At 69.3% G+C, this 23983-nt stretch carries 20 protein-coding genes and 4 pseudogenes; 8 read left to right on the forward strand and 16 right to left on the reverse strand.

Translation table 11 applies throughout. The annotated features are described in order from the left end of the window. Nucleotides 1-45 precede the first annotated feature (45 nt). From ACFY8W_RS14545 to ACFY8W_RS14565, 5 genes are all read right to left on the reverse strand, one after another. On the reverse strand, nt 46-2361 hold the full coding sequence (locus ACFY8W_RS14545; protein WP_391104623.1) for an FtsK/SpoIIIE domain-containing protein: 2316 nt from the start codon (nt 2359-2361) through the stop codon (nt 46-48). 80 nt (nt 2362-2441) lie between these two features. Further along, on the reverse strand, nt 2442-3638 hold the full coding sequence (locus ACFY8W_RS14550) for a hypothetical protein (protein ID WP_391104626.1): 1197 nt from the start codon (nt 3636-3638) through the stop codon (nt 2442-2444). After that, the gene (locus ACFY8W_RS14555; protein ID WP_391104628.1) at nt 3635-3877 is read right to left on the reverse strand and encodes a hypothetical protein; all 243 of its coding nucleotides are present in this window, start codon (nt 3875-3877) and stop codon (nt 3635-3637) included. Before ACFY8W_RS14555 ends, ACFY8W_RS14550 begins: the two co-directional genes overlap by 4 nt. After that, on the reverse strand, nt 3874-4062 hold the full coding sequence (locus ACFY8W_RS14560) for a hypothetical protein (RefSeq protein ID WP_391104629.1): 189 nt from the start codon (nt 4060-4062) through the stop codon (nt 3874-3876). The genes ACFY8W_RS14555 and ACFY8W_RS14560 overlap by 4 nt, the downstream gene beginning before the upstream one ends. Further along, nucleotides 4059-4328 (reverse strand): hypothetical protein, encoded by a 270-nt coding sequence (locus tag ACFY8W_RS14565; protein WP_391104631.1) that lies wholly within the window; start codon nt 4326-4328, stop codon nt 4059-4061. Before ACFY8W_RS14565 ends, ACFY8W_RS14560 begins: the two co-directional genes overlap by 4 nt. 616 nt (nt 4329-4944) lie before the next feature. Here ACFY8W_RS14565 and ACFY8W_RS14570 point away from each other — a divergent pair. Further along, nucleotides 4945-5544: pseudogene (locus tag ACFY8W_RS14570) on the forward strand (helix-turn-helix domain-containing protein); the annotation flags it as partial. A 93-nt stretch (nt 5545-5637) separates the two neighbouring features. Here ACFY8W_RS14570 and ACFY8W_RS14575 read toward each other — a convergent pair. The 4 genes from ACFY8W_RS14575 to ACFY8W_RS14590 all read right to left on the reverse strand — a co-directional run bounded on the left by ACFY8W_RS14575 (nt 5638) and on the right by ACFY8W_RS14590 (nt 10512). Continuing rightward, nucleotides 5638-6414, reverse strand: a complete 777-nt coding sequence (locus ACFY8W_RS14575; RefSeq protein WP_391104633.1) for an NUDIX domain-containing protein — start codon at nt 6412-6414, stop codon at nt 5638-5640. 159 nt (nt 6415-6573) lie between these two features. After that, a complete protein-coding gene (locus tag ACFY8W_RS14580; RefSeq protein ID WP_391104635.1) occupies nt 6574-8412 on the reverse strand; it encodes an ADP-ribosylglycohydrolase family protein in 1839 nt (612 codons plus the stop codon). Nucleotides 8413-8434: 22 nt separating this feature from the next. Beyond that, nucleotides 8435-9118, reverse strand: a complete 684-nt coding sequence (locus ACFY8W_RS14585) for a DarT ssDNA thymidine ADP-ribosyltransferase family protein (protein WP_391104638.1) — start codon at nt 9116-9118, stop codon at nt 8435-8437. Continuing rightward, nucleotides 9115-10512, reverse strand: a complete 1398-nt coding sequence (locus tag ACFY8W_RS14590; protein WP_391104640.1) for a UvrD-helicase domain-containing protein — start codon at nt 10510-10512, stop codon at nt 9115-9117. The genes ACFY8W_RS14585 and ACFY8W_RS14590 overlap by 4 nt, the downstream gene beginning before the upstream one ends. A 433-nt stretch (nt 10513-10945) precedes the next feature. Here ACFY8W_RS14590 and ACFY8W_RS14595 point away from each other — a divergent pair. Continuing rightward, nucleotides 10946-11032, forward strand: a pseudogene (locus ACFY8W_RS14595) (glutamine synthetase); the annotation flags it as partial. A gap of 82 nt (nt 11033-11114) precedes the next feature. Here the strand turns inward: ACFY8W_RS14595 and ACFY8W_RS14600 are convergent. Both ACFY8W_RS14600 and ACFY8W_RS14605 read right to left on the reverse strand, forming a co-directional pair. Further along, nucleotides 11115-11537, reverse strand: a complete 423-nt coding sequence (locus ACFY8W_RS14600; RefSeq protein ID WP_391104642.1) for a proteinase inhibitor I36 SMPI — start codon at nt 11535-11537, stop codon at nt 11115-11117. Between the two features lie 181 nt (nt 11538-11718). After that, complete coding sequence (locus tag ACFY8W_RS14605; protein WP_391104644.1) at nt 11719-12765, reverse strand: LuxR C-terminal-related transcriptional regulator; 1047 nt, start codon at nt 12763-12765, stop codon at nt 11719-11721. A gap of 92 nt (nt 12766-12857) precedes the next feature. On the opposite strand from ACFY8W_RS14605, the gene ACFY8W_RS14610 reads away from it, so the two are divergent. Then, nucleotides 12858-13361, forward strand: coding sequence for a GNAT family N-acetyltransferase (locus ACFY8W_RS14610; RefSeq protein ID WP_391104647.1), 504 nt, complete (start codon nt 12858-12860; stop codon nt 13359-13361). Nucleotides 13362-13367: 6 nt separating this feature from the next. On the opposite strand, the gene ACFY8W_RS14615 is transcribed toward ACFY8W_RS14610, so the two are convergent. Beyond that, a complete protein-coding gene (locus ACFY8W_RS14615; protein WP_391104650.1) occupies nt 13368-13799 on the reverse strand; it encodes a VOC family protein in 432 nt (143 codons plus the stop codon). Nucleotides 13800-13909: 110 nt separating this feature from the next. On the opposite strand from ACFY8W_RS14615, the gene ACFY8W_RS14620 reads away from it, so the two are divergent. After that, nucleotides 13910-16912, forward strand: a complete 3003-nt coding sequence (locus ACFY8W_RS14620; RefSeq protein WP_391104653.1) for a bifunctional [glutamine synthetase] adenylyltransferase/[glutamine synthetase]-adenylyl-L-tyrosine phosphorylase — start codon at nt 13910-13912, stop codon at nt 16910-16912. An 81-nt stretch (nt 16913-16993) separates the two neighbouring features. On the opposite strand, the gene ACFY8W_RS14625 is transcribed toward ACFY8W_RS14620, so the two are convergent. After that, nucleotides 16994-17176 carry a hypothetical protein gene (locus ACFY8W_RS14625; RefSeq protein ID WP_391104656.1) on the reverse strand — a complete coding sequence of 61 codons (183 nt, stop codon included), beginning with the start codon at nt 17174-17176 and terminating at the stop codon, nt 16994-16996. Beyond that, nucleotides 17170-17634 (reverse strand): annotated as a pseudogene (locus ACFY8W_RS14630) (TetR/AcrR family transcriptional regulator C-terminal domain-containing protein); the annotation flags it as partial. The pseudogene ACFY8W_RS14630 and the gene ACFY8W_RS14625, both read right to left, overlap by 7 nt. On the opposite strand from ACFY8W_RS14630, the pseudogene ACFY8W_RS14635 reads away from it, so the two are divergent. Continuing rightward, nucleotides 17610-18363: pseudogene (locus tag ACFY8W_RS14635) on the forward strand (amidohydrolase family protein); the annotation flags it as partial. The pseudogenes ACFY8W_RS14630 and ACFY8W_RS14635 sit on opposite strands and share 25 nt — an antisense overlap. Here ACFY8W_RS14635 and ACFY8W_RS14640 read toward each other — a convergent pair. After that, a complete protein-coding gene (locus ACFY8W_RS14640) occupies nt 18347-19285 on the reverse strand; it encodes a phosphatase PAP2 family protein (RefSeq protein WP_391104659.1) in 939 nt (312 codons plus the stop codon). The pseudogene ACFY8W_RS14635 and the gene ACFY8W_RS14640 overlap by 17 nt on opposite strands. 87 nt (nt 19286-19372) lie before the next feature. Further along, a complete protein-coding gene (locus tag ACFY8W_RS14645) occupies nt 19373-20413 on the reverse strand; it encodes a substrate-binding domain-containing protein (RefSeq protein ID WP_391104661.1) in 1041 nt (346 codons plus the stop codon). Between the two features lie 303 nt (nt 20414-20716). Between ACFY8W_RS14645 and ACFY8W_RS14650 the strand changes: the two genes are divergently transcribed. The 3 genes from ACFY8W_RS14650 to ACFY8W_RS14660 are packed head-to-tail and all read left to right on the forward strand — an operon-like array spanning nt 20717 to nt 23976. Next, complete coding sequence (locus tag ACFY8W_RS14650) at nt 20717-21994, forward strand: extracellular solute-binding protein (protein ID WP_391104664.1); 1278 nt, start codon at nt 20717-20719, stop codon at nt 21992-21994. Between the two features lie 57 nt (nt 21995-22051). Further along, nucleotides 22052-23065, forward strand: coding sequence for an ABC transporter permease subunit (locus ACFY8W_RS14655; protein WP_391104667.1), 1014 nt, complete (start codon nt 22052-22054; stop codon nt 23063-23065). After that, complete coding sequence (locus ACFY8W_RS14660) at nt 23062-23976, forward strand: ABC transporter permease subunit (protein WP_391104670.1); 915 nt, start codon at nt 23062-23064, stop codon at nt 23974-23976. The genes ACFY8W_RS14655 and ACFY8W_RS14660 overlap by 4 nt, the downstream gene beginning before the upstream one ends. Nucleotides 23977-23983: the final 7 nt, after the last annotated feature.

Raw genomic sequence — 23983 nt, forward strand, 5'->3', positions numbered from 1 at the left:
ACCGGGTCATATCGGGCGGGTGTCCGGGTCGTGTCCGGGGTGGGATCAGGCGGTGAGCCCGAATCGGCCGGTGGCGGCGGCCTCGACGCGGGCGAGCGGGTAGCCGGTGACGCGCGAACCCTTCTCACCCCACGGGCGCTTGGCCTTCTCCTCGTCGGTGCGGACGATCAGGGCGCCGAGCTTCTCGGCGGTGACCGCGTGGCCGGCCGCCTTGAGCCGGTCGAGCAGGAGCTGCCCGGGCAGCCAGTCGGCGGGCTCCTCGTCGGTGCCATGGGCGGCGAAGACGTCCAGGACGAAGGCGAGGATCTGCGCGTCGTCGTCGCCCTGGGCCCGGAGCTGGTCGGCCAGGGACATGGGGGCGTTGGGCAGGGTCCCTGCCTGGCGGCGCCACTCGGTCGCGCGCTCCAGGAGCTCCTCGACCTGCTCGTCGGTGTAGTAGTCGGCGCGGACCATGGTCGGGTTGGTGCCCTCGGCCCACAGCAGGCCGGCGCCCCGCATCTCCGACTGGATCGTCTTCGCCGAGTAGCCGCTCGCGGCGGCGCCCTTGCCGAGGATCGTGTCGGACGCCTCGGGGGTGGTGCAGCGCAGGGCCCACCGGATGGACAGCAGGTCGCGCAGCGAGGTGTCGACGACGTCGGAGCCGGGCTTCTGGGTGGCGCAGAAGGTGATGATCCCGGCCGCGCGACCCCGCGAGACGAGGTTGCGAAGGAGCTTGGTGATCTTCTTCCCGTACTCCTCGTCGGTCGTGTAGAACATCAGCTCGTCGACCCAGATGAGCTTCTGCCGCAGCTCCGGGTACTTGTTGGCGAGCTCCTCGGTGACCTTCCGCTTGCCGAGCTTCTTCAGCAGCGCGTAGCGGCGCTTCATGTCCTCGACCTGCTCCTTGAGCAGCTCGTAGAACGCCTCGGGATCGGCGTCGCCCTCGAAGCACTCGCAGAGGTGCTCGAACGGCTCCAGGTCGCCGCCGCCCTTGCCGTCGGCCAGGACGAGGATCACGCGCGGGTCGAGCGCGGCCGCGAGCAGGATCGTGTTGCCCGAGGCCGACTTGCCCGCGCCCGGCTCACCGCCGATCAGACCGGACCGCTCGACGACCGAGATGGAGATCGGCAGTCCGCGCACGTCCGGGCCGATGCTGATCGGGCTCCAGAAGTTCGCGGCCGCCTTCAGCGCGAGCAGCGGGCCCGGGGCGGCCTTGTCGGTGAACGGCAGGTCGCGCGAGACGTAGAGCTCGATGCGGCCAGAGCGTCCCTTCTTCGCAATGGAGACCTGGGCCTCCTCGACGCCGAACGCGGCGGCCAGTTCGTCCGTCGCGCGGATCGCGCGCTTGGCCGGCACCCCCGGCGGAAGGTCGAGGATCGCGGTCCAGGCGCCGCGGTTGTCGAGCATCGGCATCTGCACCACACGCAGCGACTCGTCGTTGCCGATGACCTTCGCCGCGCGGAACGACTGGTCGAGCATCGGCGCTGTCATCCGGTCGCCGTCGCCGAGCGAGCGCCACTCGGTGGTCCAGTCGGTCTCCTCGTTGTACGGGTGGCGGCCGATGAACGCGCCGCCGGCGAACGTCGACAGCAGCCCGGCCGCCAGCCCGAGGCTGCCGCCGTAGGCGTAGCCGGAGCCGATCGCGGCGAGCGGCGGACCGTAGACGACACCGGCCCGCAGGTTCCGGGCCCGGTTGCGGTCCTTCTTCGCCTTCTTGTGCAGGAGCACGGCCTCCTCGGCGGCCTTCGTCGCCTTCTCGGCCGCCTTCATCGCGAGTTCCTTCTTCGCCCCGAGGATGCGCGGGGTGAACCGGGCCGACCTGGCGGCGATCCGGGCCTCACGGGTCAGGACGTGCGCGGTGTGCGCCGCACTCTGGACGCGGACGCCCTCAAAGCCGACGACCCACTCGTGCGAGCGGCGCACGCCGCGCCCGAACTGGCGGATGTGGCCCTTGTCGGTGCGCTGGCGGCGGACCCAGCGGCGGAAGTCCCGCTGGCGGGCGCGGTAGAACACCCCGGACCACGCGGCCCAGCCCTCGGGCGTCTTCATCCACGCGGGGATGAGCGGGGCGTCGTCGAAGTCGTCCAGGTCGACCTTCGCGACCACCTTCGCCTCGGGCACGGCCGGGGCGGCCTGCTTGTCGAGGATGAGGCGGGCGGTCTCCAAGACCACGGTGCGGTCGTCGGGGCCGATGGCCGGCGGCTCGGTCGGCATCGGCGGCACCACGACCGGCTGGGCCGCCGGGGCGGGGTCGAACTCGTCCTCCTCCCAGTACCTCATGCCGTCCTCCACGGTCGGGGCCGGGACGGGGCGCAGGGGGGTGACGGTCGCGAGCGTGTCGGATTCGGGGGTGGTGGTCTCTTCAGGCAGGTGCTCGGTCATGCTTGCTGTGCCTCCTGGTGAGGTAGCGGGGCCCGGCCGGTGCTGCCAGGCGAGGGTCGGGCCCCGCGTACTGGGGTGGGTCAGGCGACGTGCAGGCGGCGCTGGGCGACCACGAGGTCGCGCAGGACGACGGCGTCTTCGCGGCGGATCTGCAGCCGCTTCGCGAGCGCCGAGGCGGAGATCTGGCGGCCCTCGGCGACGAGGTCCGCGGCGACCGTCAGGGCGTCGGGCAGGAGCTCCTTCAGCTCCTCCTCGGACCGGCCCCGGGGACCGTTCTGGCGGGGCGGCTCGACGGGCTTTTCGGGAGTGTTCGACCCAATTCCCGCTTGGGATTCGGGAGCCTGGGTCAGCTCCGGGAAGGGGTTGAGGCGGGCGGCCTTGAAGCCGGTCTCCAGCAGCTCCTCGCGGACGTTGTCGCCGAGCTCGAACGCCGCGCCCAGGTTCAGCACCGCGTTCGTGGCGGTGGCGTACAGCTCGGCGGACAGGCCCGGCTCGGCGCCGGTGTGGATCCGCCACGCCGCCGCGAACGCGGCCTCGTCGTCGAGTACGCCGAACGGCAGCGCAGACTGCAGTTTCACCGCCGCCTCGACGATCTGCGGGTGGTGCTTGCGGCGCGCGGCCACATGCCGGGCCCGGTCCTTCTCGGCCTTCTTCTCCGCCTTGGTCTTGCCGTGCGAGCCGTGGGTCTTCAGGTCCCAGATGTAGATCGCGAACAGCGAAGAGGCGCCGAGGACGAGCGCGACCCACGGGTGGGCGCGGTACTGCTCCAGGCCGTGCCAGAAGTTCACCGCCGCCGCGACCACCGCGACCGCCCAGGTGGCGATCCGGTACTTGCGGGGCTCGCGGCCAGAGTCGTCGGCCTGCTTGCCCATGAACGTGATCGCCCAGGCGCCGCCCTCCAGCATCGCCGCGAGCAGGCCGGCCATCGGCGCCGCCACGCTCGCACCGGTCAGGGCGCCGATCTGGGAGAGCACGGCCGGGACGATGGAGGCGACCATCACGAACGCCACGAACAGCGTCGCAGGGTTCACCTTGAGCCAGCGCACCAGCTTGGCGCGCTTCGCGGCCGCGGCCGCCTTCTTCGCCTGCCGCTCCGCGAGCTTGGCCTTGCGGTCGGCCTGCTCCTGGCGGCGCTTGGCCTCGGCGTCCTTGCGCTTCTCCTCCGCCCGCGCGGCCTCCCGCTCACGGGCGGCCTCGAGCTCCAGGCGGCGGTCCTCACGGTCCTGGGCCCGCTCGGCGGCCCGGTCGGCCCGGCGGTCTTCGCGGTACGAGCTCATCGGGTACCTCCGGCGGGCGTCGTCGTGATCCCGTACAGGACGTCGGCGAGCTCCTTGCGGAGCTTCGGGGAGACCCGGGCGATCCGGAAACGGCGGGCGAACCGCTCGTCGACGGCCGTGGTGGCCCGGGCGATCGTCTCGGTGACCAGGCTCAGGAGCGCGACGGCGCCGGCCACCAGGCCGAGCGTGAGCTCCAGAACGGTCAGGACGAACAGAAGGATCTGGGCGACGGTCCTCACAGCTCCTCACCCGCCTCGACGAACTCCTCGAAGCGGTCGACTCGGAGAAGGAGCCGGTGAACGGCGATCACGCCGAGTCCGGCGAAGACTCCGACGAGGCTGAGGTCCTGAAGGCCGATGATCTGGCCCCAGATCTCGATGCCGACGCACAGGGCGATCAGGGTCCAGTAGGCGATGAGGTTCATGCGGCACCCCGCTCGAAGCCGAGGGTGGAGCGGCGAGGGAATGCCAGGACACGGGCGCCGAGCAGGCTCCGGTAGTACGCGATGTCCTCCGCGTCGACGTCCGTGTCGGCGCTGGCCTCCAGCACGTCGACGATGTCGCGCAGCGCGTCCTGGCCGGCCGCCGAGTCGAACTCCGGCGTCTCGACCGGGTCGGCGTCGAAGCCGAGCGCGGCCTCGATCAGCTCGGTCTGCGTAACGATCCTCTGACCAGCAACGATCACGTTCATGGGTCGTACTTCCTCTCTCGGTGGGACGGCCCGAACCGAGGCCCCGGAGTAGCCGCTCCGGGGCCTCTCGCCGTCAGAACCAGGAATCTCCGGCTCCCCTCAACCCCGCCCGTGCGGCGCTCCGCAATGGAGGCCGGCCGGGCGGAGGAGGCAACCGGCCGCAGCCGAGTGGCTGCGGAGGTCGAGCGACGCTGTCGGCGCTGCCGCCTTCGCCGGTCCAGCGGGGGCGGCGCCAGAAGTCTTCGTCGAAACATCGGGACCTCCTTGGCGTCGAACAAACAGGGATGGATCACTGCAAGGGGGACCTCGTCCCCACTCTCCGGCCGTTGCTCGCGGTCACCGGGCCACCTCGCCAGTCGGGCCGAAGCCCTGTCCCCTGGCCTTCAGCGGGATTGCAGCGTCCCCGCCTTAGTCACACACCAGTCGGGCCGTTCCTGGCCCATCTGGTGCGCACCAGTAGAGTGCATCTGGTGCGCACCAGATGCAACCCCCTCGTTCGGGTTGCGTGTCGGTGTGCATCTCCAGAGAACGGCCCGAGTTGGGTGCCGCGGTAGCCAACTGGGGTTAACCTCAGGGGTGTTAACCGGCTTTCACCTGGGGCTTTGCAGGAGGCGGCATGGCTAAGGGGTTAAGGGCAGTCAGGACCGCGCGCGGTTGGTCGCAGGATCGACTGGTTCACGAGATGCGGCGATTCGCGGAACAACGGCTGATCGACATCGCCTCGGCCACGAGTCTCAAGACCTACATCTCTGAGTGGGAGAACGGTCGACGCACCATCACGGACCGATACGCCGCGATCCTCCGGCCGCTCCTCGGGGTCACGGACACCGAACTGCGAGGCGAGCCCGAGGCGCCCGAGCCGCAGGCAGACGGATACGCGGATTTGCTGAGCCGGATCGATGCGGCGGGCAGTCTGAGCGAGTCAATGGTCCCGTCGTTCCTGGCCCAGACCGAGCTACTCCGGACCATGGACCGGCAGATGGGCGCGACCGGCCTGGTCGACCAGATGAATGGCCATCTGGCAGCGATGGAGGAAGCGCTGACCTTCGCCGTACTGTCAGGGGCGCGACGCCCTATCGCGACCGCGCTCGCGGGAGCGTCCACCCTCGCCGCATGGCAGGCGCTGGACGCCGGCGCCGTAGACAGGGCATGGCGACGGTACGAGCTGGCCAAGAAAGCCGCCCAAGACGCCGAGTCGCCGCTCTTCTCGCACGCGGCGAGTTCGATGACGCCCGAAGCCACCTTCAGCAGGCACGGCTGTTGGCGAACCGCACCGGATCCGTGCGGTACCGCCGGCGTGTGGAGCTCCTTACCGGTCGCCTCTAGCCCGGGAGGCCAGAATGTGAAGCAGGGCCACGAGGGTGCCGGAGCCCATGAGTTTGCCCTCGGACATCAGGCGCGGGATGTCGGCCAGGGGAATCCACGCGATCTCCCCGGCCTCCTCGGCGTCGGTCGGCTCCCCGATCTTCTCGGCGCCACGGGCCACGAAGATCTCGTGCGGCGAGTCGACCATGCCGATCATCGGCTGATAGCTGACGACGTGCTCGACCGGGCCGGGACGCCATCCGGTCTCTTCCTCGGTCTCGCGGGCCGCCGTGGTGGCGGCATCCTCGCCCGCGTCCACGATCCCGCCAGGCAACTCCCACCCCCATTGCTGCGGGACGAAGCGGTACCGCCACAGCATGAGCACGCGGTCTTGGTCGTCGATCACGGCGGTAATGGCGACGCGGAAGAGCCGGACAACGTGATGCTCGAAGCGTTCAATGCCGGGGGGTTCGACGTCTACGAGGTCCAGTGTCACCCACGGGTTCTCGTAGACGTGACGGGAGCCGTAGATCTTCCACGGTTCCATCTCAGCCGGCATCGGAACGTTCCCACCGCCGAGAACGCGATAGGAGCTGCGGCCGTAGGCCCGGATGAAGTGCTCACTCGATAGGCGGGTCAGTACCTGGCGCAGCGCGGTGCGACCAATCTCCAGTTCAGCGCTCAACGCCCGTTCGGACGGTAGCTTTTCGCCGGGGTCGTAGCGTCCCGTCTCGATCCAGGAACGGATGGTCTCATAGACCCTCTGCGTCTTGGGTCCCATCGTCTACTTGCACCCCCGGATTGCGGCTTGATTTCGGCTAGCATACCAAGAGATCAATTACTCTCTAACCCGAAAACTGCTATCCGCCTCGTATTTCTCGCGTGAGGCGGATAAGCGCCGGCCGAGCGTTTACGTGTGCGTGATGCCGTTCCACGCTTACTACGGAGAGTCGTGCCAACCTGCAACGCTCCTCTCTCCGAGCTTGCCGAAGACCACTGTCAGGTGAGGGTCGATAGAGACAGAGAAGATGCCCTTGTCGTCTCTTGTAGAGATTGAAAGGCCGAACTCCCAAATGCGCTGCAGTACCTGTTCCGGGTGATCCGTAGCCATACGGAGTTGCGCCTGAGGCTGATTAGAGGTCAATGGAATTGAGGCATCTTCGGTAATCACGAGGTTTTCGTACGCGGCCCAATTGTCCCCATATCGCGAAGGGGTCAATCCGAAGACTCTTTCAAGGCATTGCCGGACCCGCGCGATGCTGTGAACGGGGATATATGCGCCTTGCAGATAGGTCTGACTCCCGCCAGGAGAGCGTCCTTCCGTGGATTGAGGAACACGCTGCGCCGCGTCAACCCTGCCGCTAGCCTCAGGCCCCTCCGGCAAGCGCTCCTGTGTAGGAACGACCCTGTCGATAAGCCCAGATGCGTGACGTGCATCGCGGCGTTGAACGGAGTGTAGGAATTGCAGAGTCTGCTGGTCTGTTGTGAGCAGTGTGGTTTCCTGGCGGACCCATCCCTTGGTGCCGGCTGTTCCGTGCGCAATGACCTCTGCTACTCGCCGGTCAGGCAGCCTGATGTGGCTACCCACGGCAGCATCGGAAAGCGAAATGGTGAAGCTGGCGAGCGCATTACGTGCTTCATCAGGACTTGGTAGACGCAAGCGAGGTTGATTCACGGGTTGGAGTAGCGCTTCAGCCAGCGCGCTCAGCAAGGAGTGATCTTGAACGTTGCGCCCGTAGCTGCCGAGCCACTCCTGCCCCAGTGCGGCACCCATTAGGCTGGCAGTCATCGAAGCCAGGGTATCTGTGTCGGCGTTATCGAGCCGTGCTGCTGTCAGAATGCCCCGCTCGGGGTTTGAAGCAGAGCGTGCAGCAAGATAAGCGGCAGCAACTGCACATAGTGTGCCAGATCCGCGGGTCTTAATGGAGGTCAGACCTTGAGATTTCAGAAAGACCGCCGGCGCGCTGACTGCTCCATCCCGAAGGTCGCTGAGAGCGTCTGTGAGCAATTCCTCGACCTCGCGCACAGTGCTTTCCCAGAGTTTTTCGAGGGGCTGCCCCAGTAGCTTGCCTGCACGTCGCTGCCAGGTGGATGGCAGAACCTGCCAGAAAGGCTGCTGCCATGCCTCCGCATCGGTGAGAAGCGCCTCAATAAGCCATCCGTAGGGCAGCGGAGAAGGTTGCCGCATACTGATCCACAGGGCATAAGCGTGGACCAACGCGCCGACGATTGCTCTTGGATGCCCATGGGTGGTTGTCGCATCACGGGTAACCGCTTGAGCTAGCTGGTCGAAGGTTGCGTCAGCGTGATGGCGAACTACGTGCGGCGCGATTCGCATTGCGGCGCCATTGGCGCCGGTTTCGAAGTACTTCCGGGCGTCAACGTCACCGACTGACCAAGGATTGCGCCCTTGCGCCCATGCACGACAGGCGCGCTTGACGCTCGCGCCAGCACCTCGTTCGTATGCGAGGAAGAACGGCCACTCGACTCGCTCCAGCCAAGTCTGCCAGTCATCGCCGGCTGTAAGAAGAGCGCGGCTCACCGCAATGATCATCTGTGTGTCATCGCTGTACGCCCCTGCATCAACCTTCTCCACGAAGGGCCTGAAGCGATTGCCTGTGCGTTCCCAGGCGAAGAACCGCCCTGCGGTCTGCTCCGCTGACGGAAGCTGCTTCGTGCGGTCTTGACGCTCGTGCGGCCAGCCCAGTGCGTCGCCCACCGCGGCGGCCAGCAGCATGCCGCGAGCACGGTCTTGCCAGGGGTGCAGCTCAGGATTCACGGGGTCACTCTGCCAGAGTCGTTCATGGACGATAGGGACGTTCGACGGGGCGCCTACCATTACGGACGCTTCTGCTGAGCCCATACTTGTCGAACAGCATGGGTGCAACGACGATGGGCGGGAGCACTGCCCCCATCTCGAGATGCTGAGTAAGGCGGTAGTACTCGAGCTCGGCCTGTTCGTCGGTTTTGACGATAATGGCCCGAATCTGGCTCACTGGGATGGCGCCCGGGAGTAGGACTTCAGCCTGATCATCGGTGGGCCACCATGATGGGTGTAAGGCGTCACGAGCGCGTGCTGCATTGCCCACGACGCGAGGGTTGAACATCCCGGTGAAGGCAGCGAGTCCACTCCCGATCCAACCACCGTTGTTGCGCGCTGCATTGAAGGGGCAGAACTTGGCCCCCTCGCGAGCCAGGAGGGTGATGTCGAGATCAAGGACCACCCAGTCCCTGAAGTGGGGGTCGTCTCGGCTGGCCTTGTCTAGGTACCAAGTGTTGGGGTACTCGAGGCTGCAGTTGATGTGGTCCGGATGGCCATCCAACCGAACCACATCAGTGGGACGGAACCCTTCCACGCTACCGCGAAGTGACGCTGCGTTACGTATTTCGCCGGTTGCGAGGATGTGGGCGAGGTTGGCGGACTTGGTGAAGTGGCACAGTCTGGTGATGCCACGCCCCTGGGCCTCAAGCAGGATCTCGTTCACGGTTCCAGCCTAGTGAAGAGGTCTGACAACTCATTGGGGAGTAGTTCCGTCATCGTGCCCGAGTGGAGGATCACGAGCTCAGTTCGGGGCCGGGTGACCGCAACGTACAGCTGCCGGGCCTCGCGGGCCTTGGCTTCCTCGAGGCCGTGCGCCTCGACCTCTGAGAGCTTCGGCAGTTCGTCCGAGTCGCATAGGGGAAGGATGACCGAGTCAAACTCCAAGCCCTTGGCGGCAGAGTAGGTGCCGTAGAAAACGCCCGGGCCTTGAGGCCAACTACGCAGCCACTTGTGTACCCGGGTGATGCGGCGGCGGCTGTCGAGGTATCGGCGGAGCTCGCCCTCCTGGTCGCGTGTCCGCATCAGCACGGCCACCTGCCGGTCCGCAGACAAGGCATTCGCATACTCTGCGGCGCGTCGGATCTGTTCTTCCTTGCGCGCGACTCTGATGACAGTTGGCTTCGGCCCGTCGGCTTGAGGGGCCTTTGGCTGGACGAGGTCCACCACGTCGCGGAAGTGAGGCATCTCGGAGACAGCCTGAGCTAGTCGTGCGACCTGGCGGCTGTTGCGATAGTTCTGCTCGAACTCGACTGGCTTGTTGGGTACCACGAGACCGAGCGAGCGCCACGACATCAAGCTGCCGTAGATCTGCTGAGCGTAGTCCCCGAAGAACGTCAATGAGCCGTTTGGGGGGATTGCTGCGGCGAGCGAACGGATCATCTCCGGGGTGAAGTCTTGTCCCTCATCCACGACGACGTGTCGATAGCGCCGTGGAGTTGCGTCGTTCCTCAGCATTGCCAGAGCGTTGGTCGCCAGGTCATCCCAGTCCTGGGTGTGCCCTGCCTGAGCGCGTAGGGTCACGTAGCGACGATAGACCTCGTGGACCACGGCACGGTCCGCTGGAGCCAGCGGTGTACCCCGGCCCACCCGCCTCGCGCCGTTGATGTAGGCGGTCTTCTCGGTCAGGCCGTGGCCGGCCATCCAGTGCAACTCGTCCAGGAAGAATCGGAGTGGCCGGGAAGCTACGGCACGCTGGCCGGCAACGGCCCGAACCTCTGTCAGCGCCTTTTCGACCAGAGTGTCCTTGAAGTCGCAGATAAGAACATGCTGCTTGGTCGCGTAGTGAAGGTAGCCGCGGGCGAAGGTGTGGTAGTTCTCGACCGTCAGGTTGGAGCCGGCTGCCCCCATGGACTTCAGGTAAGTCACAAGAGCCCTGTTGAACGTAACCAGCAGCGTAGGACCTGCCAGGCCCGGTGCGCCGGCTAGGTAGCGTGCGCGGTGGACCGCCATCGTGGTCTTCCCGCTTCCGGCGGTACCCAGTACGACGCAATGGCCGTGCCCGGGAAGGTAGATGACCTCGCGCTGCTTGCCCTGCGGTTCAGGGAGTGTGACCACCATGAAATCAGTATGGGGCCGTCAGTGCAGCGACGCTGGCAGTTGCCAGAAGCCTGAGCCGTGTGGGGCGACTTGGCTCCGGATGCTGGCCGGCGCGTGGCTGCTGAATGTCGGTGTCCCGTCGTATCGCGGGGTTGATCTCCTCGGCCCAACGGGGGTGGGCGCGGCGACGCGGCTCTGGCGTGCAACCAGGAGATTCGAGCTTGACAGGTATCTCCTTGCTTGGCCCGGTCGCGAGGATGACGTTCTCGCGTGAACCCCTCCCGGCACGAGAACCCTCAGGTGCTCATCTCCGTCGAATCGCACAGAGCTGGGCCGTCTCTGGGCCGCCCTGGGGCCGCCATCGGTAGCCACAGATCCCCAACAACCACCATGTGCGAAGCGCTATCACGTGCTCATTCCTGCTGTTGCTGAGGTGACCTCGGCGTCTCGTCACTTCCTGCGCAACAAGAAGCAGGAGTGGGAGGAGTACCGCTCCGAGGTCACCGCCTTCGAGCTCCGCAAGAACCTGCCGGTGCTGTAGGGCGCCGACGCACGGCGAGGCCCCGGCCCCGGCGGCGGAGTGCCGCCGGGGCCGGGGCCTCGGTGGGGTCACGGGGTGTGCGTCAGGAGACGAGCAGGACGTTGGGGTTGCCGCCGCCGGTGCACACGGCGCCGCGGTAGCCGAACTTGTACACGTCCGTGGTGTTGCTGCTGAAGCCGCCCGGGCGGATGGTCGCTTCGTACTTGTACGGGTCGCCCACGCTGCCGTTGTAGAAGTAGACGTCGACGTTGACGGGCAGGTTGTTCACGTACGAGCGGATGCCGTTGTAGAAGCCGGTCTCGCCGTAGTGGCCGAGCGCGATGCAGTTCTGGGCGGTGGTCTTGGACGTGACGTCGATGTCGACGTAGTTCGTGTCCTCGGACAGGCAGAGAGTGGCCGAGGGACAGCCGCCCACCGCCGCGGCGGGCGACGCCGTCACGGCCGTGCCGGCCGCCGCCAGGGCGAGCGCGGACAGGGCAACGGCCGACTTGCGCTTGAGACTCATGGGAAAGCTCCGTTCTCGTCGGTGTACTGCCGAACCGTCGGTGGCCTTCGCGACCACCGGTGCCGACGAGCTTGCCGACCTCCCGACGGTGCCCTCCAGGGAAGATCCGTTGCGGGATCCGGCAATGCGGAAAGTCGCGGCCCCGCGAAAGGGTGCGGAAGCGGACGATCGGGGCGGTGGATCAGGTCTCCGACGCCGTGCGCAGGGCGCCGTTCTCGGCGAGCAGGTAGGCGAGGTGGGCCCGGCTCCGACTGCCCCAGGTGGTGGAGGCCCGGTTGACGTGGGCCGACACCGTCCGGGCGCTCATGCCCAGACGGGCCGCGATGCTCGCGTCGGTGTGCCCCTGGACCATCAGCCGGAGCACGCTGAGCTGCTTCTCGTCCGTCAGCAGCGGCGGCGTGCCCGTGGGCGCTTCGAGCGGCCCGACCGGTTCGGCCGAGTCCCAGATGACGTCGAAGACACCGGCGAGGTAAGCGGTGATGGCGGGATGCTCGATCAGCAGGGCGTGATCGGGGCGCGAGTACCGGTGGTCGGGGATCAGGGCGACGGACCGGTCGTAGAGGATCACCCGGTCGACGAGCTGGCCCGTGGTCCGGAACTGCCCGCCCGCCTTCTGGATGGCGGTCATGAACTCGATCATCGGACGGTGGCCGCGGACCGTGTGCTGGTAGAGCGTGCGGTGCCGCACCCCGCGGGCGATCACGCCCGGTAACTGCTGCAGCGCCTCGGCGAGCGCGGGGGCGGACCTGGGGCCGCCCGGCTGGACGGCCTGCAGTTCGTGCCGGCACGCGGCGTTGAGCTGGCGCAGCTTCTTGTGGATGACGTCGTTCCCGCGCAGCAGCTGTACGGGGGCGGCGGCGCGCTGTGTCTCCTCGCGGTACACGGACTCCACCCTGGCCAGCGTCTGCCGGATGGAGAGCAGTCTGCTGCGCCCCGTGTGCAGGGCCTGCTCCAGAGGCTGGACGAGGTGGTGCTCGGCCACGTCGGGCGGTACCGGCACGAGCCGTCCGGGGTCCTCCGGGTGCGGACGGAGCAGTCCGAGACCGGTCAGGCACGGCGGAGGGGCATCCTCCAGCCCTCCGTCCGCGACGGCGGTCCGGTAGACCTCCAGTGCCTCCAGGCACGGAGCGGAATTCTCCGTCGGGCAGTGGTCCTTGCACAGGCGCATCAGGCAGCCCTCCCCGTGGCGCGCGAACTCGGCGAGGCGAGTCTCGTGGCGCGTGATCATCCTTTCCAGGGGGGAGAAGCGCAGGTAATGGGGCTGTCGACCGGGCCGAAATCGGTTGCGTGCCGCTCCGCGCCCGGCCGACACTGCCGCCCGTGACAGACGTGAAGATCATCGAGACGGCCCGGCTGCTGCTGCTCCCGCTCACCGTCGACGGCGCCCGGCGGATCGTCGACGCCGCGCCCGCGCCCGGCGACCGCTGGGCCGAGGGGTATCCCGAGGACGGCGACGCCCGTAGCGCCCGCGGCTTCATGAACGGCGTCGCCGAGCGCGGCGATCCCGGGGTCTACCGGCCGTACCAGATACAGCTCCTGGCGGACGGCACGATCATCGGCGGCATCGGTTTCCACGGGCCGCCGGACGAGGGCGGGGTCGTCACGGTGGGGTACGGGCTCGTGCCCGGCGCGCGCGGACACGGGTACGCCGGCGAGGCGCTGCGCGCCCTGATCGGCCGCGCCCGCGAGGCCGGCGCCACGGCGGTCCGCGGTGACGCCGACCTCGACAACGTCCCCTCCCACCGCGTGATGGAGGCGGCGGGCATGGCCTACGAGGGCGAGGACGAGCGCGTGCGGAACTACCGGCTGGTCCTCGCCGGGTAAGGCCCCTCAGCGCTCCGACAGCTCCGAGGGCGCCTCCTGGACCCACCACCCGTTGCCGTCCGGGTCCCGGAAGGTGAAGAACGAGTTCCAGGTGCCGCCCTTGCCGGCCTCCCAGCCCGACGCGCCCACGTGCATCACCGGCGTCGCGTGCACGCCCGACGCGAGCAGCTGCTCGCGCGCCGCCTCGATGTCGGTGACGCACAGCTGGAGACCGTGCAGGGTGCCGGGAGCCATCACCCCGGTGCCCGGGAACGGCGGCATGCCCTGGACGAGGGAGATCGAGCAGCGCGAGCCGGGCGGGGTGATCTGGATGATGCGCGTGCCCGGCGCGACCTCCTGGTCCAGATCGACCCTGAAGCCGAGCTTCTCGCCGTAGAACTCCTTCGCCCGGTCCAGGTCGGTGACGGGCACGGTCACCACTTCGAGGGTCCAGTCCATGCCGCCGATTCTGCCGCCAGGACCCGCCCCGCGCTCCCCGGCACGCCCTGGGACCGGTTCGCCGGATAGGCTCGGGCCGGGGCTCGATCGACCGGTGGAGGAGCGGCGGGATGACGGTGCCGGGACGCAGGAGCAGCACGTTCAGCCGGCTGCTGCGACACGGATTCACCGATCCGTCCGCCGCCGAGCGGCTGCTCGACCTGGACGAGCTCACGCCGCTGCGCGGTGACTCCGTCCTCCTGGACGCCCTCGGCGCCACCGCCGATCCCGACCTCGCGCTGCGCGGTCTGGTCCGGCTCGTCGAGGCCCAGCCGGAGGCCGAGCGCCCGGCCCTCACCACCACGCTGCTCTCCGCGAAGCCCTTCCGCGACCGGCTGCTCGGCGTGCTCGGCACCTCCGAGGCGCTCGCCGACCACCTCGCCCGCCACCCGCGCGACTGGCACGCCCTGGTCACCTACGAGGCGGCCGATCTGCACCCGGGCGTCGCCGAGTTCGAGCGCGGGCTCGCCGAGGCCACCGACCTGGTCTCGCTGCGGGTCGCCTACCGCCGCTGTCTGCTGTCCATCGCCGCCCGTGACGTGTGCGGCACCACCGACGTCGCCCAGACCGCCGCCGAACTCGCCGACCTCGCCACGGCGACCCTGCGCGCCGCGCTCCGCCTCGCCCGCGCGGCCGCGCCCGAGGACGCGGCCCAGTGCCGGCTCGCCGTCATCGCGATGGGCAAGTGCGGCGGCAACGAGCTCAACTACGTCTCCGACGTCGACGTGATCTTCGTCGGGGAGGCGGCGGACGAGGCCGCCGCCCGGGACGGCGGCGAGGCCAAGGCGCTCCAGGCCGCGACCCGGCTCGCCTCCCACCTCATGCGGATCTGCTCGGAGACCACCGTCGAGGGCAGCATCTGGCCCGTCGACGCCAACCTCCGCCCGGAGGGCCGCAACGGCCCGCTCGTGCGGACCCTCTCCTCCCACCTCGCCTACTACCAGCGCTGGGCGAAGACCTGGGAGTTCCAGGCCCTGCTGAAGGCCCGGGCGGTGGCCGGCGACGCCGAGCTCGGCGCCGCGTACATCGACGCCGTCTCCCCGCTGGTCTGGCAGGCGGCCGAGCGCGAGAACTTCGTCCCCGACGTGCAGAAGATGCGCCGCCGGGTCGTCGACAACATTCCCGCCGCGCAGATCGACCGCGAGCTCAAGCTCGGCCCCGGCGGCCTGCGCGACGTCGAGTTCGCCGTGCAGCTCCTTCAGTTGGTGCACGGCCGCAGCGACGCCTCGCTGCACAGCGGCACCACCCTCGACGCGCTCGCCGCCCTCGCCGCCGGCGGCTACGTCGGCCGCGCCGACGCCGCCCAGCTCGACGACGCCTACCGCTTCCTGCGCGCCATGGAGCACCGCATCCAGCTGTACCGGCTGCGCCGCACCCACCTCGTCCCCGAGGCCGAGGACGACCTGCGCCGCCTCGGCCGCTCGCTCGGACTGCGCACCGACCCGGTCGCCGAGCTGAACCGCGAGTGGAAGCGGCACGCGGCCGTCGTCCGGCGCCTGCACGAGAAGCTGTTCTACCGGCCGCTCCTCGACGCCGTCGCCCAGCTCGCCCCCGGCGAGATCCGGCTCAGCCCGAAGGCCGCCGGCCAGCGGCTCGAAGCGCTCGGTTACGCCGATCCCGCCGCCGCCCTGCGCCACCTGGAGGCCCTGTCCTCCGGGGTCAGCCGCAAGGCCGCGATCCAGCGGACGCTGCTGCCGGTGCTGCTCGGCTGGTTCGCCGACTCGGCCGACCCGGACGCCGGCCTGCTCGGCTTCCGCAAGGTCTCCGACGCACTCGGCAAGACGCCCTGGTACCTGCGGCTGCTCCGGGACGAGGGCGCCGCCGCCGAGAACCTCGCCCGGGTCCTCTCGGCCGGCCGGCTCGCGCCCGACCTGCTGCTCCGCGCACCCGAGGCGGTCGCGATCCTCGGCGACCCCGAAGGTCTCAGGTCCCGCGGCCGGGACCACCTGGAGCAGGAGGTCCTCGCCGCGGTCGGCCGCGCGGACGGCGCCGAGCAGGCGGTGGCGGCGGCCCGCGGGGTGCGCCGCCGGGAGCTGTTCCGTACCGCCGCGGCCGACCTCATCGGCTCGTACGGCACGGAGGACCTCCCCAGGGAACCCGACCCCGGCGCGCTGGTCGACCGGGTCGGGCAGGCCGTCACCGACCTCAACGCGGCCACCATCGCGGGCGCGCTGCGGGCCGCCGTGCGCGAGGAGTGGGGCGACGAGATGCCGACCCGCTTCGCGGTCATCGGCATGGGCCGCTTCGGCGGGCACGAGCTCGGCTACGGCTCCGACGCGGACGTGCTGTTCGTGCACGAACCACGCGAGGGCGTCGACGAGCAGGAGGCGGCGCGGGCCGCGAACAAGGTGGTCACCGAGATGCGCCGGCTGCTCCAGCTGCCCACGGCCGACCCGCCGTTGCTCATCGACGCCGACCTGCGCCCGGAGGGCAGGAACGGCCCGCTCGCCCGCACCCTGAAGTCCTACGAGGCCTACTACCGCCGCTGGTCCCTGGTCTGGGAGAGCCAGGCCCTGCTGCGGGCCGCACCGATGGCCGGCGACGTGGAGCTCGGCCGGCGGTTCATCGACCTGGTCGACCCGCTGCGCTACCCGATGGAAGGGCTGGGCGACGAGGCGGTACGCGAGATCCGCCGCCTCAAGGCCCGCATGGAGACCGAGCGGCTGCCGCGCGGCGCCGACCCGACCCTGCACGCCAAGCTGGGCCGGGGCGGGCTGAGCGACGTCGAGTGGACGGTGCAGCTGCTCCAGATGCGGCACGGCTGGGCCGAGCCGGGCCTGCGCACCCCCCGTACCCGCGAGGCCCTGGCCGCCGCCCACGCGGCCGGTCTCATCCCGACGGACGAGGCGCAGATCCTGGACGAGGCCTGGGTGCTCGCCACCCGGGTGCGCAACGCGGTGATGCTGGTCCGCGGCCGGCCCGGCGACACCTTCCCGTCCGAGCCGCGCGAACTGGCGGCGGTGGGCCGGTACATGGGCTACGGGCCCGGCCACGTCGGCGAGATGGTGGACGACTACCGCCGGATCACCCGCCGCGCGCGGGCGGTGATGGAGGAGCTGTTCTACGGGGCCTGACGCAGCGGGTCCCGACGCCGACGGGCCTTGACTCCTACGGGACCTGACGCCGACCCAGCCCGGTCGGCCCGTGGAGCCCGTTCACCCCGTCGGGAACTCCTGCTCGGCCCGGTCCGCCTCGGTCTCGCCGGGTTCGTAGCTCACCACGAGTGTCCCGGGCCCGGGTTGGGCGGCCGCGGCGGAGGCGGCGGGGGAGGGGACGAGGAAGGCGGTGAGGGCCAGGACGACGAACAGGGCGGCCGCCGTGGCGCGATGGATCAGCATCCTCGCCTCCGATCCGGATTCACGGCATCCAGCGGTCCGAACGGGGCCCACAGAAAGAGCATAGGCCTCCACGTGGTGTTCAGCAGCTTCCGGCAGTGCTCCGCGTAGCCCGCGAGCGCCAGCTCGAAGGCCGCGTCCGCGCGACTTCCCGCGACCGCCGCCACGGCGTCCGCGAGGCCTGGCGTGGCGGTCTCGTCGGCGAGTTCCCACATCATCTCGGGCGCCGCCATGTCGAGGGCGGAGCCGAGCACCAGGTTTTCCAGGCCGGTGATCACCGGCATCACGTCCGCGAGCGGGAAGCCCGCGTCCAGGAGGCGGACGACGGCCTTCTCGTACTGCAGGAGCACCGTCGGCGCGCGTACCCGCGAGGTGGTGAGCAGCGGAATCGTGCGCGGATGGGCGGCGAAGGCGGCGCCGTACGAGCGGGCCCAGGCGGTCATGGCCGCGTCCCAGGGGCGTCAAGTTCTTCATGGAAGCCACCGTCGAGGGCGGCACCGCCTGGCTGGAGCACGCCGACTGCCACGGCCAGGGCACCGACGCCTTCTGGCCCGACCCGGCCGCGTACTCCGCCGCCGTACGGCACCTCCACCGCGCGGGCGTCGGCACGGCCACCCACGCGATCGGCGACGCGGCCGTCCGGCACGCCCTGGACACCGTGGAAGGCCTGGGGAGAGGCGGCCCGCGGCACCGGATCGAGCACATCGAGACCGTCCCCGACGGCCGGCTCGGCCGCTTCGCCGCGCTCGGCGTCGTCGCCTCGATGCAGCCCCCGCACACCGCCTGCACGCGCGCCGACGGCACCGACGAGTGGTCCAGGCGGCTCGGCGACGAGCGGGCCGCGCGGGCCTGGCACTGCCGCGACTCAGGGACGCGGGCGCCGTCCTCGCGCTCGGCTCGGACTGGCCCATCGCCCACTACGACGCCCGTCAGGTCCTCGCCACCGCACGGGCCTCCGCGGCGCCGCCTCGGCCCGGCCGGGACTGACCGGCCTGATGGCGCTGGAGGGCACGACCACCCACGCGGCCCTGGCGGCGGGAGAGGAGCGGTTCTCGGGCCGGATCGCCGTCGGCCATCGCGCGGATCTCACCGCCTTCGCGGTCGACCCGGCCGAGGCCGGGTCCGACGAGACCGCCGAGGCGCCGGTCCGCCTCACCGTCGCCGGCGGGCGGATCACCTGGAGGAGCTGACCCGCTCCCCGTCGCGTTCCTCGGCGTCCTCGGACGCGCGGTCCGCCCCGTCACGCGGGCCGCCCCGGGTGTCACCCCGCGTGACGCCCTGCGGCGTCGACGCGGCCGGTTCCACCAGCTTCGGGAGCTTGTGCGGGCGCGAGCCGTACCAGACGTACGAGACGGCGAAGCCGAAGGCCAGGCAGATGATGCCGCCCACCGCGTCCATCCAGAAGTGGTTGGCGGTGGCCACGATGACGACCAGCGTCGCCATCGGGTAGAGCAGGCCGAGGATCCGCGCCCAGGGCGCCTTCGCGAGCAGGAAGATGGTCACGCCGCACCACAGCGACCAGCCGATGTGCATCGACGGCATCGCCGCGTACTGGTTCGACATGTGCTTGAGGTTGCCCGAGGCCATCGAGCCCCAGGTGTGGTGCACGAGCACCGTGTCGATGAAGTTCTGCCCGTTCATCAGCCGCGGCGGGGCCAGCGGGTACAGGTAGTAGCCGACCAGGGCCACGCCCGTCGTCGCGAACAGGACGGTGCGGAACGCCGCGTAACGGCCCGGCTGCCACCGGTACAGCCACACCAGCACACCGATCGTCACGACGAAGTGCAGAGTGGCGTAGTAGTAGTTCATCGACACGATCAGCCATGTCACCGAGTTCACGGCGTGGTTGACGGTGTGCTCGAAGGCCAGGCCGATCGAGTGCTCGGCCTGCCAGATCCAGTCCGCGTTCTTCAGCGCCTGGGCCTTCTGCTCGGGCACCGCGTTGCGGATGAGCGAGTACAGCCAGTAGCTGACCGCGATGAGCAGGATCTCGAACCAGATCCGCGGTCGCCGCGGCGTGCGGGCGCGCAGCCGTGCCCACCGTCCGTCGGCCACGATGGGTGACGACGGGGTCGTCCGGTTTTCCAAACTCTTCACGGTCGTTTCACCCATAGGAGGAGAGTCTGCCAGATCCCTTCCCCCCGACCGATCATCCTCCAGTCGGGTTCGGGGCGCACCCGGTCCACCTTCCGACGGACGTCAGCCCTGAGGGGGCCGGGGCGGAGCGGCCGGGGCCGAGGCGGTCGAGCCGCGCACCACCAGCTCGGGCATGAAGACGAACTCGCTGTGCGGGGCCGGGGTGCCGCCGACCTCTTCCAGGAGGGCCCGCACCGCCGCCTGGCCCATCGCCTGCACCGGCTGGCGGATCGTGGTGAGCGGCGGATCGGTGAAGGCTATGAGCGGAGAGTCGTCGAAGCCGACCACCGAGACGTCCTTCGGGACCTGGAGGCCCCGCTGCCGGGCCGCCCGGATCGCGCCGAGCGCCATCATGTCGCTCGCGCAGACGACCGCGGTGCAGCCCTTGGCGATGAGCGCGGAGGCGGCGGCCTGGCCGCCCTCCAGGGTGTAGAGGGAGTGCTGGACGAGCTGCTCGGTCTCCTCGGGCTCGAGGCCGAAGCGGTCCTGCATGCCCTTGCGGAAACCCTCGATCTTGCGCAGGACGGGCACGAAGCGCTTGGGGCCGACGGCGAGCCCGATCCGGGTGTGGCCGAGCGCCGCCAGGTGCGTCACGGCCAGCACCATCGCCGCCCGGTCGTCGGGCGAGACGAAGGGGGCCTGGACCTTGGGGGAGAAGCCGTTGATGAGGACGTACGGGACGCCCTTGCCGCGCAGCTGGTCGTAGCGGGTGGTGTCGGCCGTGGTGTCGGCGTGCAGCCCGGAGACGAAGATGATGCCGGCCACGCCCCGCTCGACCAGCATGTCGGTGAGCTCGTCCTCCGTGGACCCGCCGGGGGTCTGGGTGGCGAGCACCGGGGTGTATCCCTGCCGGGTGAGGGCCTGCCCGATGACCTGCGCGAGCGCGGGGAAGATCGGGTTGTCCAGTTCGGGGGTTATGAGTCCGACGAGGCCCGCGCTGCGCTGGCGCAGCCGCACGGGGCGCTCGTAGCCGAGCACGTCGAGTGCGGCAAGCACGGATTCACGGGTGGCCGCGGCCACACCGGGCTTGCCGTTGAGCACGCGGCTGACTGTGGCTTCACTGACCCCCGCCTGGGCTGCGATGTCGGCGAGCCGCGCGGTCATGGGAGTGGACTGTACCGGTCGGGCGTCGGATTGCCCACCGAACGCGGGTTCCGGCCGTTGTCGTCAGGTTTTCGCAAGTTCTTGCAAGAGATGTCGGGTCCCGGAAGCTGTCAAGCGGCTCGTCGGCAACCTTAGGGACACGTGGATGTAACGATCGCCGTGTCTTGCAGAAATTTGACGCAAGCTCTTTCGGCTCGTTTTCATCCCTGTTACGTTCCTGGCAACCCGGCGCGCCGCGAGGGAGCGGTCGCATGAGGAAGGTTCCAGCCCCTCGTCCATCCGGGACCATCTGAAGGAGTTCACATGCGGCGTGGCATAGCGGCCACCGCGCTGGTCGCCGCCCTGGGCGTGACCCTGGCGGCGTGCGGAAGCGACAGCGGTTCGAAGGACGGCGGCTCGAAGGGCTCGGGCGAGCTCTCCGGCACCGTGACCTGGTGGGACACCTCCACGGTGGGCTCCGAGGACAAGGTCTTCAAGAAGATCGCCGAGGGCTTCACCAAGAAGCACCCCAAGGTCACGGTCAAGTACGTCAACGTGCCCTTCGGCGACGCCCAGAACAAGTTCAAGAACGCCGCCCAGTCCGGCTCCGGCGCGCCCGACGTGATCCGCTCCGAGGTCGCCTGGACCCCGGACTTCGCGAACCTCGGCTACCTCGCCCCGCTGGACGGCACCGCCGCCCTGAAGGACCAGGACGACTTCCTCAAGCAGGCCGCCGCGTCCACGAAGTACAACGGCAAGACCTACGCCGTGCCGCAGGTCATCGACTCCATGGGCATCTTCTACAACAAGAAGATCTTCAAGGACGCCGGCGTCGAGGTCCCCAAGACCGTCGACGAGCTGAAGGCCGTCTCCGCCAAGATCAAGCAGAAGACCGGCAAGACCGGCCTGTACCTGCGCGGTGACGACGCCTACTGGTTCCTCTCCTTCCTGTACGGCGAGGGCGGCGACATGGTCAACGCCGACACCAAGACCGTCACCATCGACAACGCCGCCGGCGTCAAGGCGCTGAAGGTCGTCAAGGACCTGGTCGACTCCGGTGCCGCGAAGACCGACGCCACCGACGGCTGGAACAACATGCAGTCGGCCTTCAAGGACGGCAAGGTCGCGATGATGATCAACGGCCCGTGGGCCGTCGCCGACACCTACGCCGGCAAGGAGTTCGCCGACAAGGCCAACCTCGGCATCGCCCCGGTCCCGGCCGGCTCCGCCGGTCAGGGCGCCCCGCAGGGCGGCCACAACCTCGCCGTCTACGCGGGCTCCAAGAACCTGGACGCCTCGTACGCCTTCGTCGAGTACATGAGCTCGCCCGAGGTGCAGGCCCAGGTCGGCAAGGAGCTCAGCCTGCTCCCGACCCGTACCTCGGTCTACGGCAAGACGGAGGTGGCCACCAACGAGATGATCACCTTCTTCAAGCCGGTCGTCGAGAAGTCCGTCGAGCGCCCGTGGATCCCGGAGGGCGGCAGCCTCTTCGCCCCGCTCGTCACCGAGTACACCAAGGTCCTCACCAACCAGGCCACCCCGGAGCAGGGAGCGAAGACGGCGGGCGAGTCCTACCGCAAGCTCCTGAAGGACTGGAAGTAACGGGTCCGCGAGGGCTCGCCGGGAAATGACGAAGCGGGAAGGAAGGCAGACCGGCTGATGGCTGTGGACACCAGCAGCCAGTCGGTGGCGAAGGCCGCGGGCGACGACATCGCCCGCGGCCGGCGCCGCGGAACTGGCAACCGGCAGGGAGCGGCAAGGCGTTCCCTCTCCACCCACTGGTACGCCTGGGCGATGGTCGCCCCGGTCGTGCTCGTGATCGGCGTGATCATCGGATACCCGCTGGTCCGCGGCATCTGGCTGTCGCTCACGGACGCCAACGAGCGCAACGTCGAGCGTTCCATCGGCGTCAACCACATCCCGGCGAGCTACGAGTTCGTCGGCGTGGACAACTACGTGGACGCGCTCACCGGAAGCCAGTTCCTCAGCACCCTGGGCTGGACCCTGGTGTGGACGGTGGCCTGTGTCTCGGTCACCTTCGCCCTCGGACTCGGTCTCGCCAACCTGCTCAACCGCAAGATCGCCGGCCGCTCCTTCTACCGGATGCTGCTGATCCTGCCCTGGGCCGTGCCCGGCTTCGTCTCCGTCTTCGCCTGGCGTTTCCTCTACAACGAGGACAACGGCCTGCTCAACAAGATCCTCGCGGGCGGCGGCATCGACGCGGTGCCGTGGCTCAACGACCCCACCTGGGCCAAGTTCTCGGTCATCGCCGTCAACGTCTGGCTCGGCGTCCCGTTCATGATGGTCGCCCTCCTCGGCGGGCTCCAGTCCATCCCCGGCGAGCTCTACGAGGCCGCCGAGATGGACGGCGCCGGCGCCCTCCAGCGCTTCCGCCACATCACCCTGCCCGGGCTGCGGTCCGTCAGCACGACGGTGATCCTGCTGAGCACCATCTGGACCTTCAACATGTTCCCGGTGATCTTCCTGCTCACCCGGGGCGGGCCCGGCGAGGCCACGCAGATCCTCGTGACCCAGGCCTACAAGTTCTCCTTCGAGATCAGCCCGCGCGACTACGCGCAGTCCTCCACGTGGGGCGTGCTGATCCTGGTCCTCCTGATGGTCTTCGCCGCGGTCTACCGGCGGGTCCTCCGCAAGCAGGGAGAAGTCTGGTGACCACCGCAACCGCCCCCGCCCACGCGAAGAACCGCGCCGGCAACCGCGGGAAGGCCCGCCCCGGGTCCCCGGCCGCCGCGCCGCGCCGCGGCCGCCGCTCGCCGCTCGCCTCGGTCGGCCTGCACGCGACCCTGATCGTCGCCTCCGTGATCGCCGTCTTCCCGGTGCTGTGGGTCCTGCTGACCTCGCTCAAGCCCGCGAAGTTCGCGACCACCACGGACTTCGTGAAGGAGCCGACGCTCGAGAACTACACGAACCTCCTGAACGACACCCCGTTCCTCACCTGGTTCGGCAACTCGCTGCTGATCGCCGCCCTGACCACGGTCCTCGGCGTCTTCGTCTCCTCCACCACCGGCTACGCCGTCAGCCGCTTCCGGTTCCCCGGCAAGCGCGGACTGATGTGGACGCTGCTGGTCACCCAGATGTTCCCGGTCGCCGTCCTCATCGTGCCGATCTACAACATCATGTCCGCGATGGGCCTGCTCAACAGCGCGGCCGGCCTGGTCATCACGTACCTGACCATCGCCGTCCCGTTCTGCGCGTGGATGATGAAGGGCTTCTTCGACACGGTCCCGAGGGAGATCGACGAGTCGGGCTACGTCGACGGCCTCACGCCGTTCGGCACCTTCTGGCGGCTGATCCTGCCGCTCGCCAAGCCGGGCATCGCGGTCACCGCCTTCTACTCCTTCATCACCGCCTGGAGCGAGGTCGCCTACGCGTCCGCCTTCATGGTCGGCGACGAGAACCTGACCCTCGCCGGCGGACTCCAGAAGTTCGTCAACCAGTACGGCGCCCAGTGGGGCCCGATGTCCGCGGCCTCCGTGCTCATCGCCGTCCCCGCCGCCCTGGTGTTCCTCTTCGCCCAGCGCCACCTGGTGACCGGCATGTCCGCCGGCGCCGTCAAGGGCTGAGCCCGGC

Origin of the sequence: Streptomyces sp. NPDC012637, from assembly GCF_042954805.1 — a bacterium.
Classification (GTDB): Bacteria; Actinomycetota; Actinomycetes; order Streptomycetales; family Streptomycetaceae; genus Streptomyces.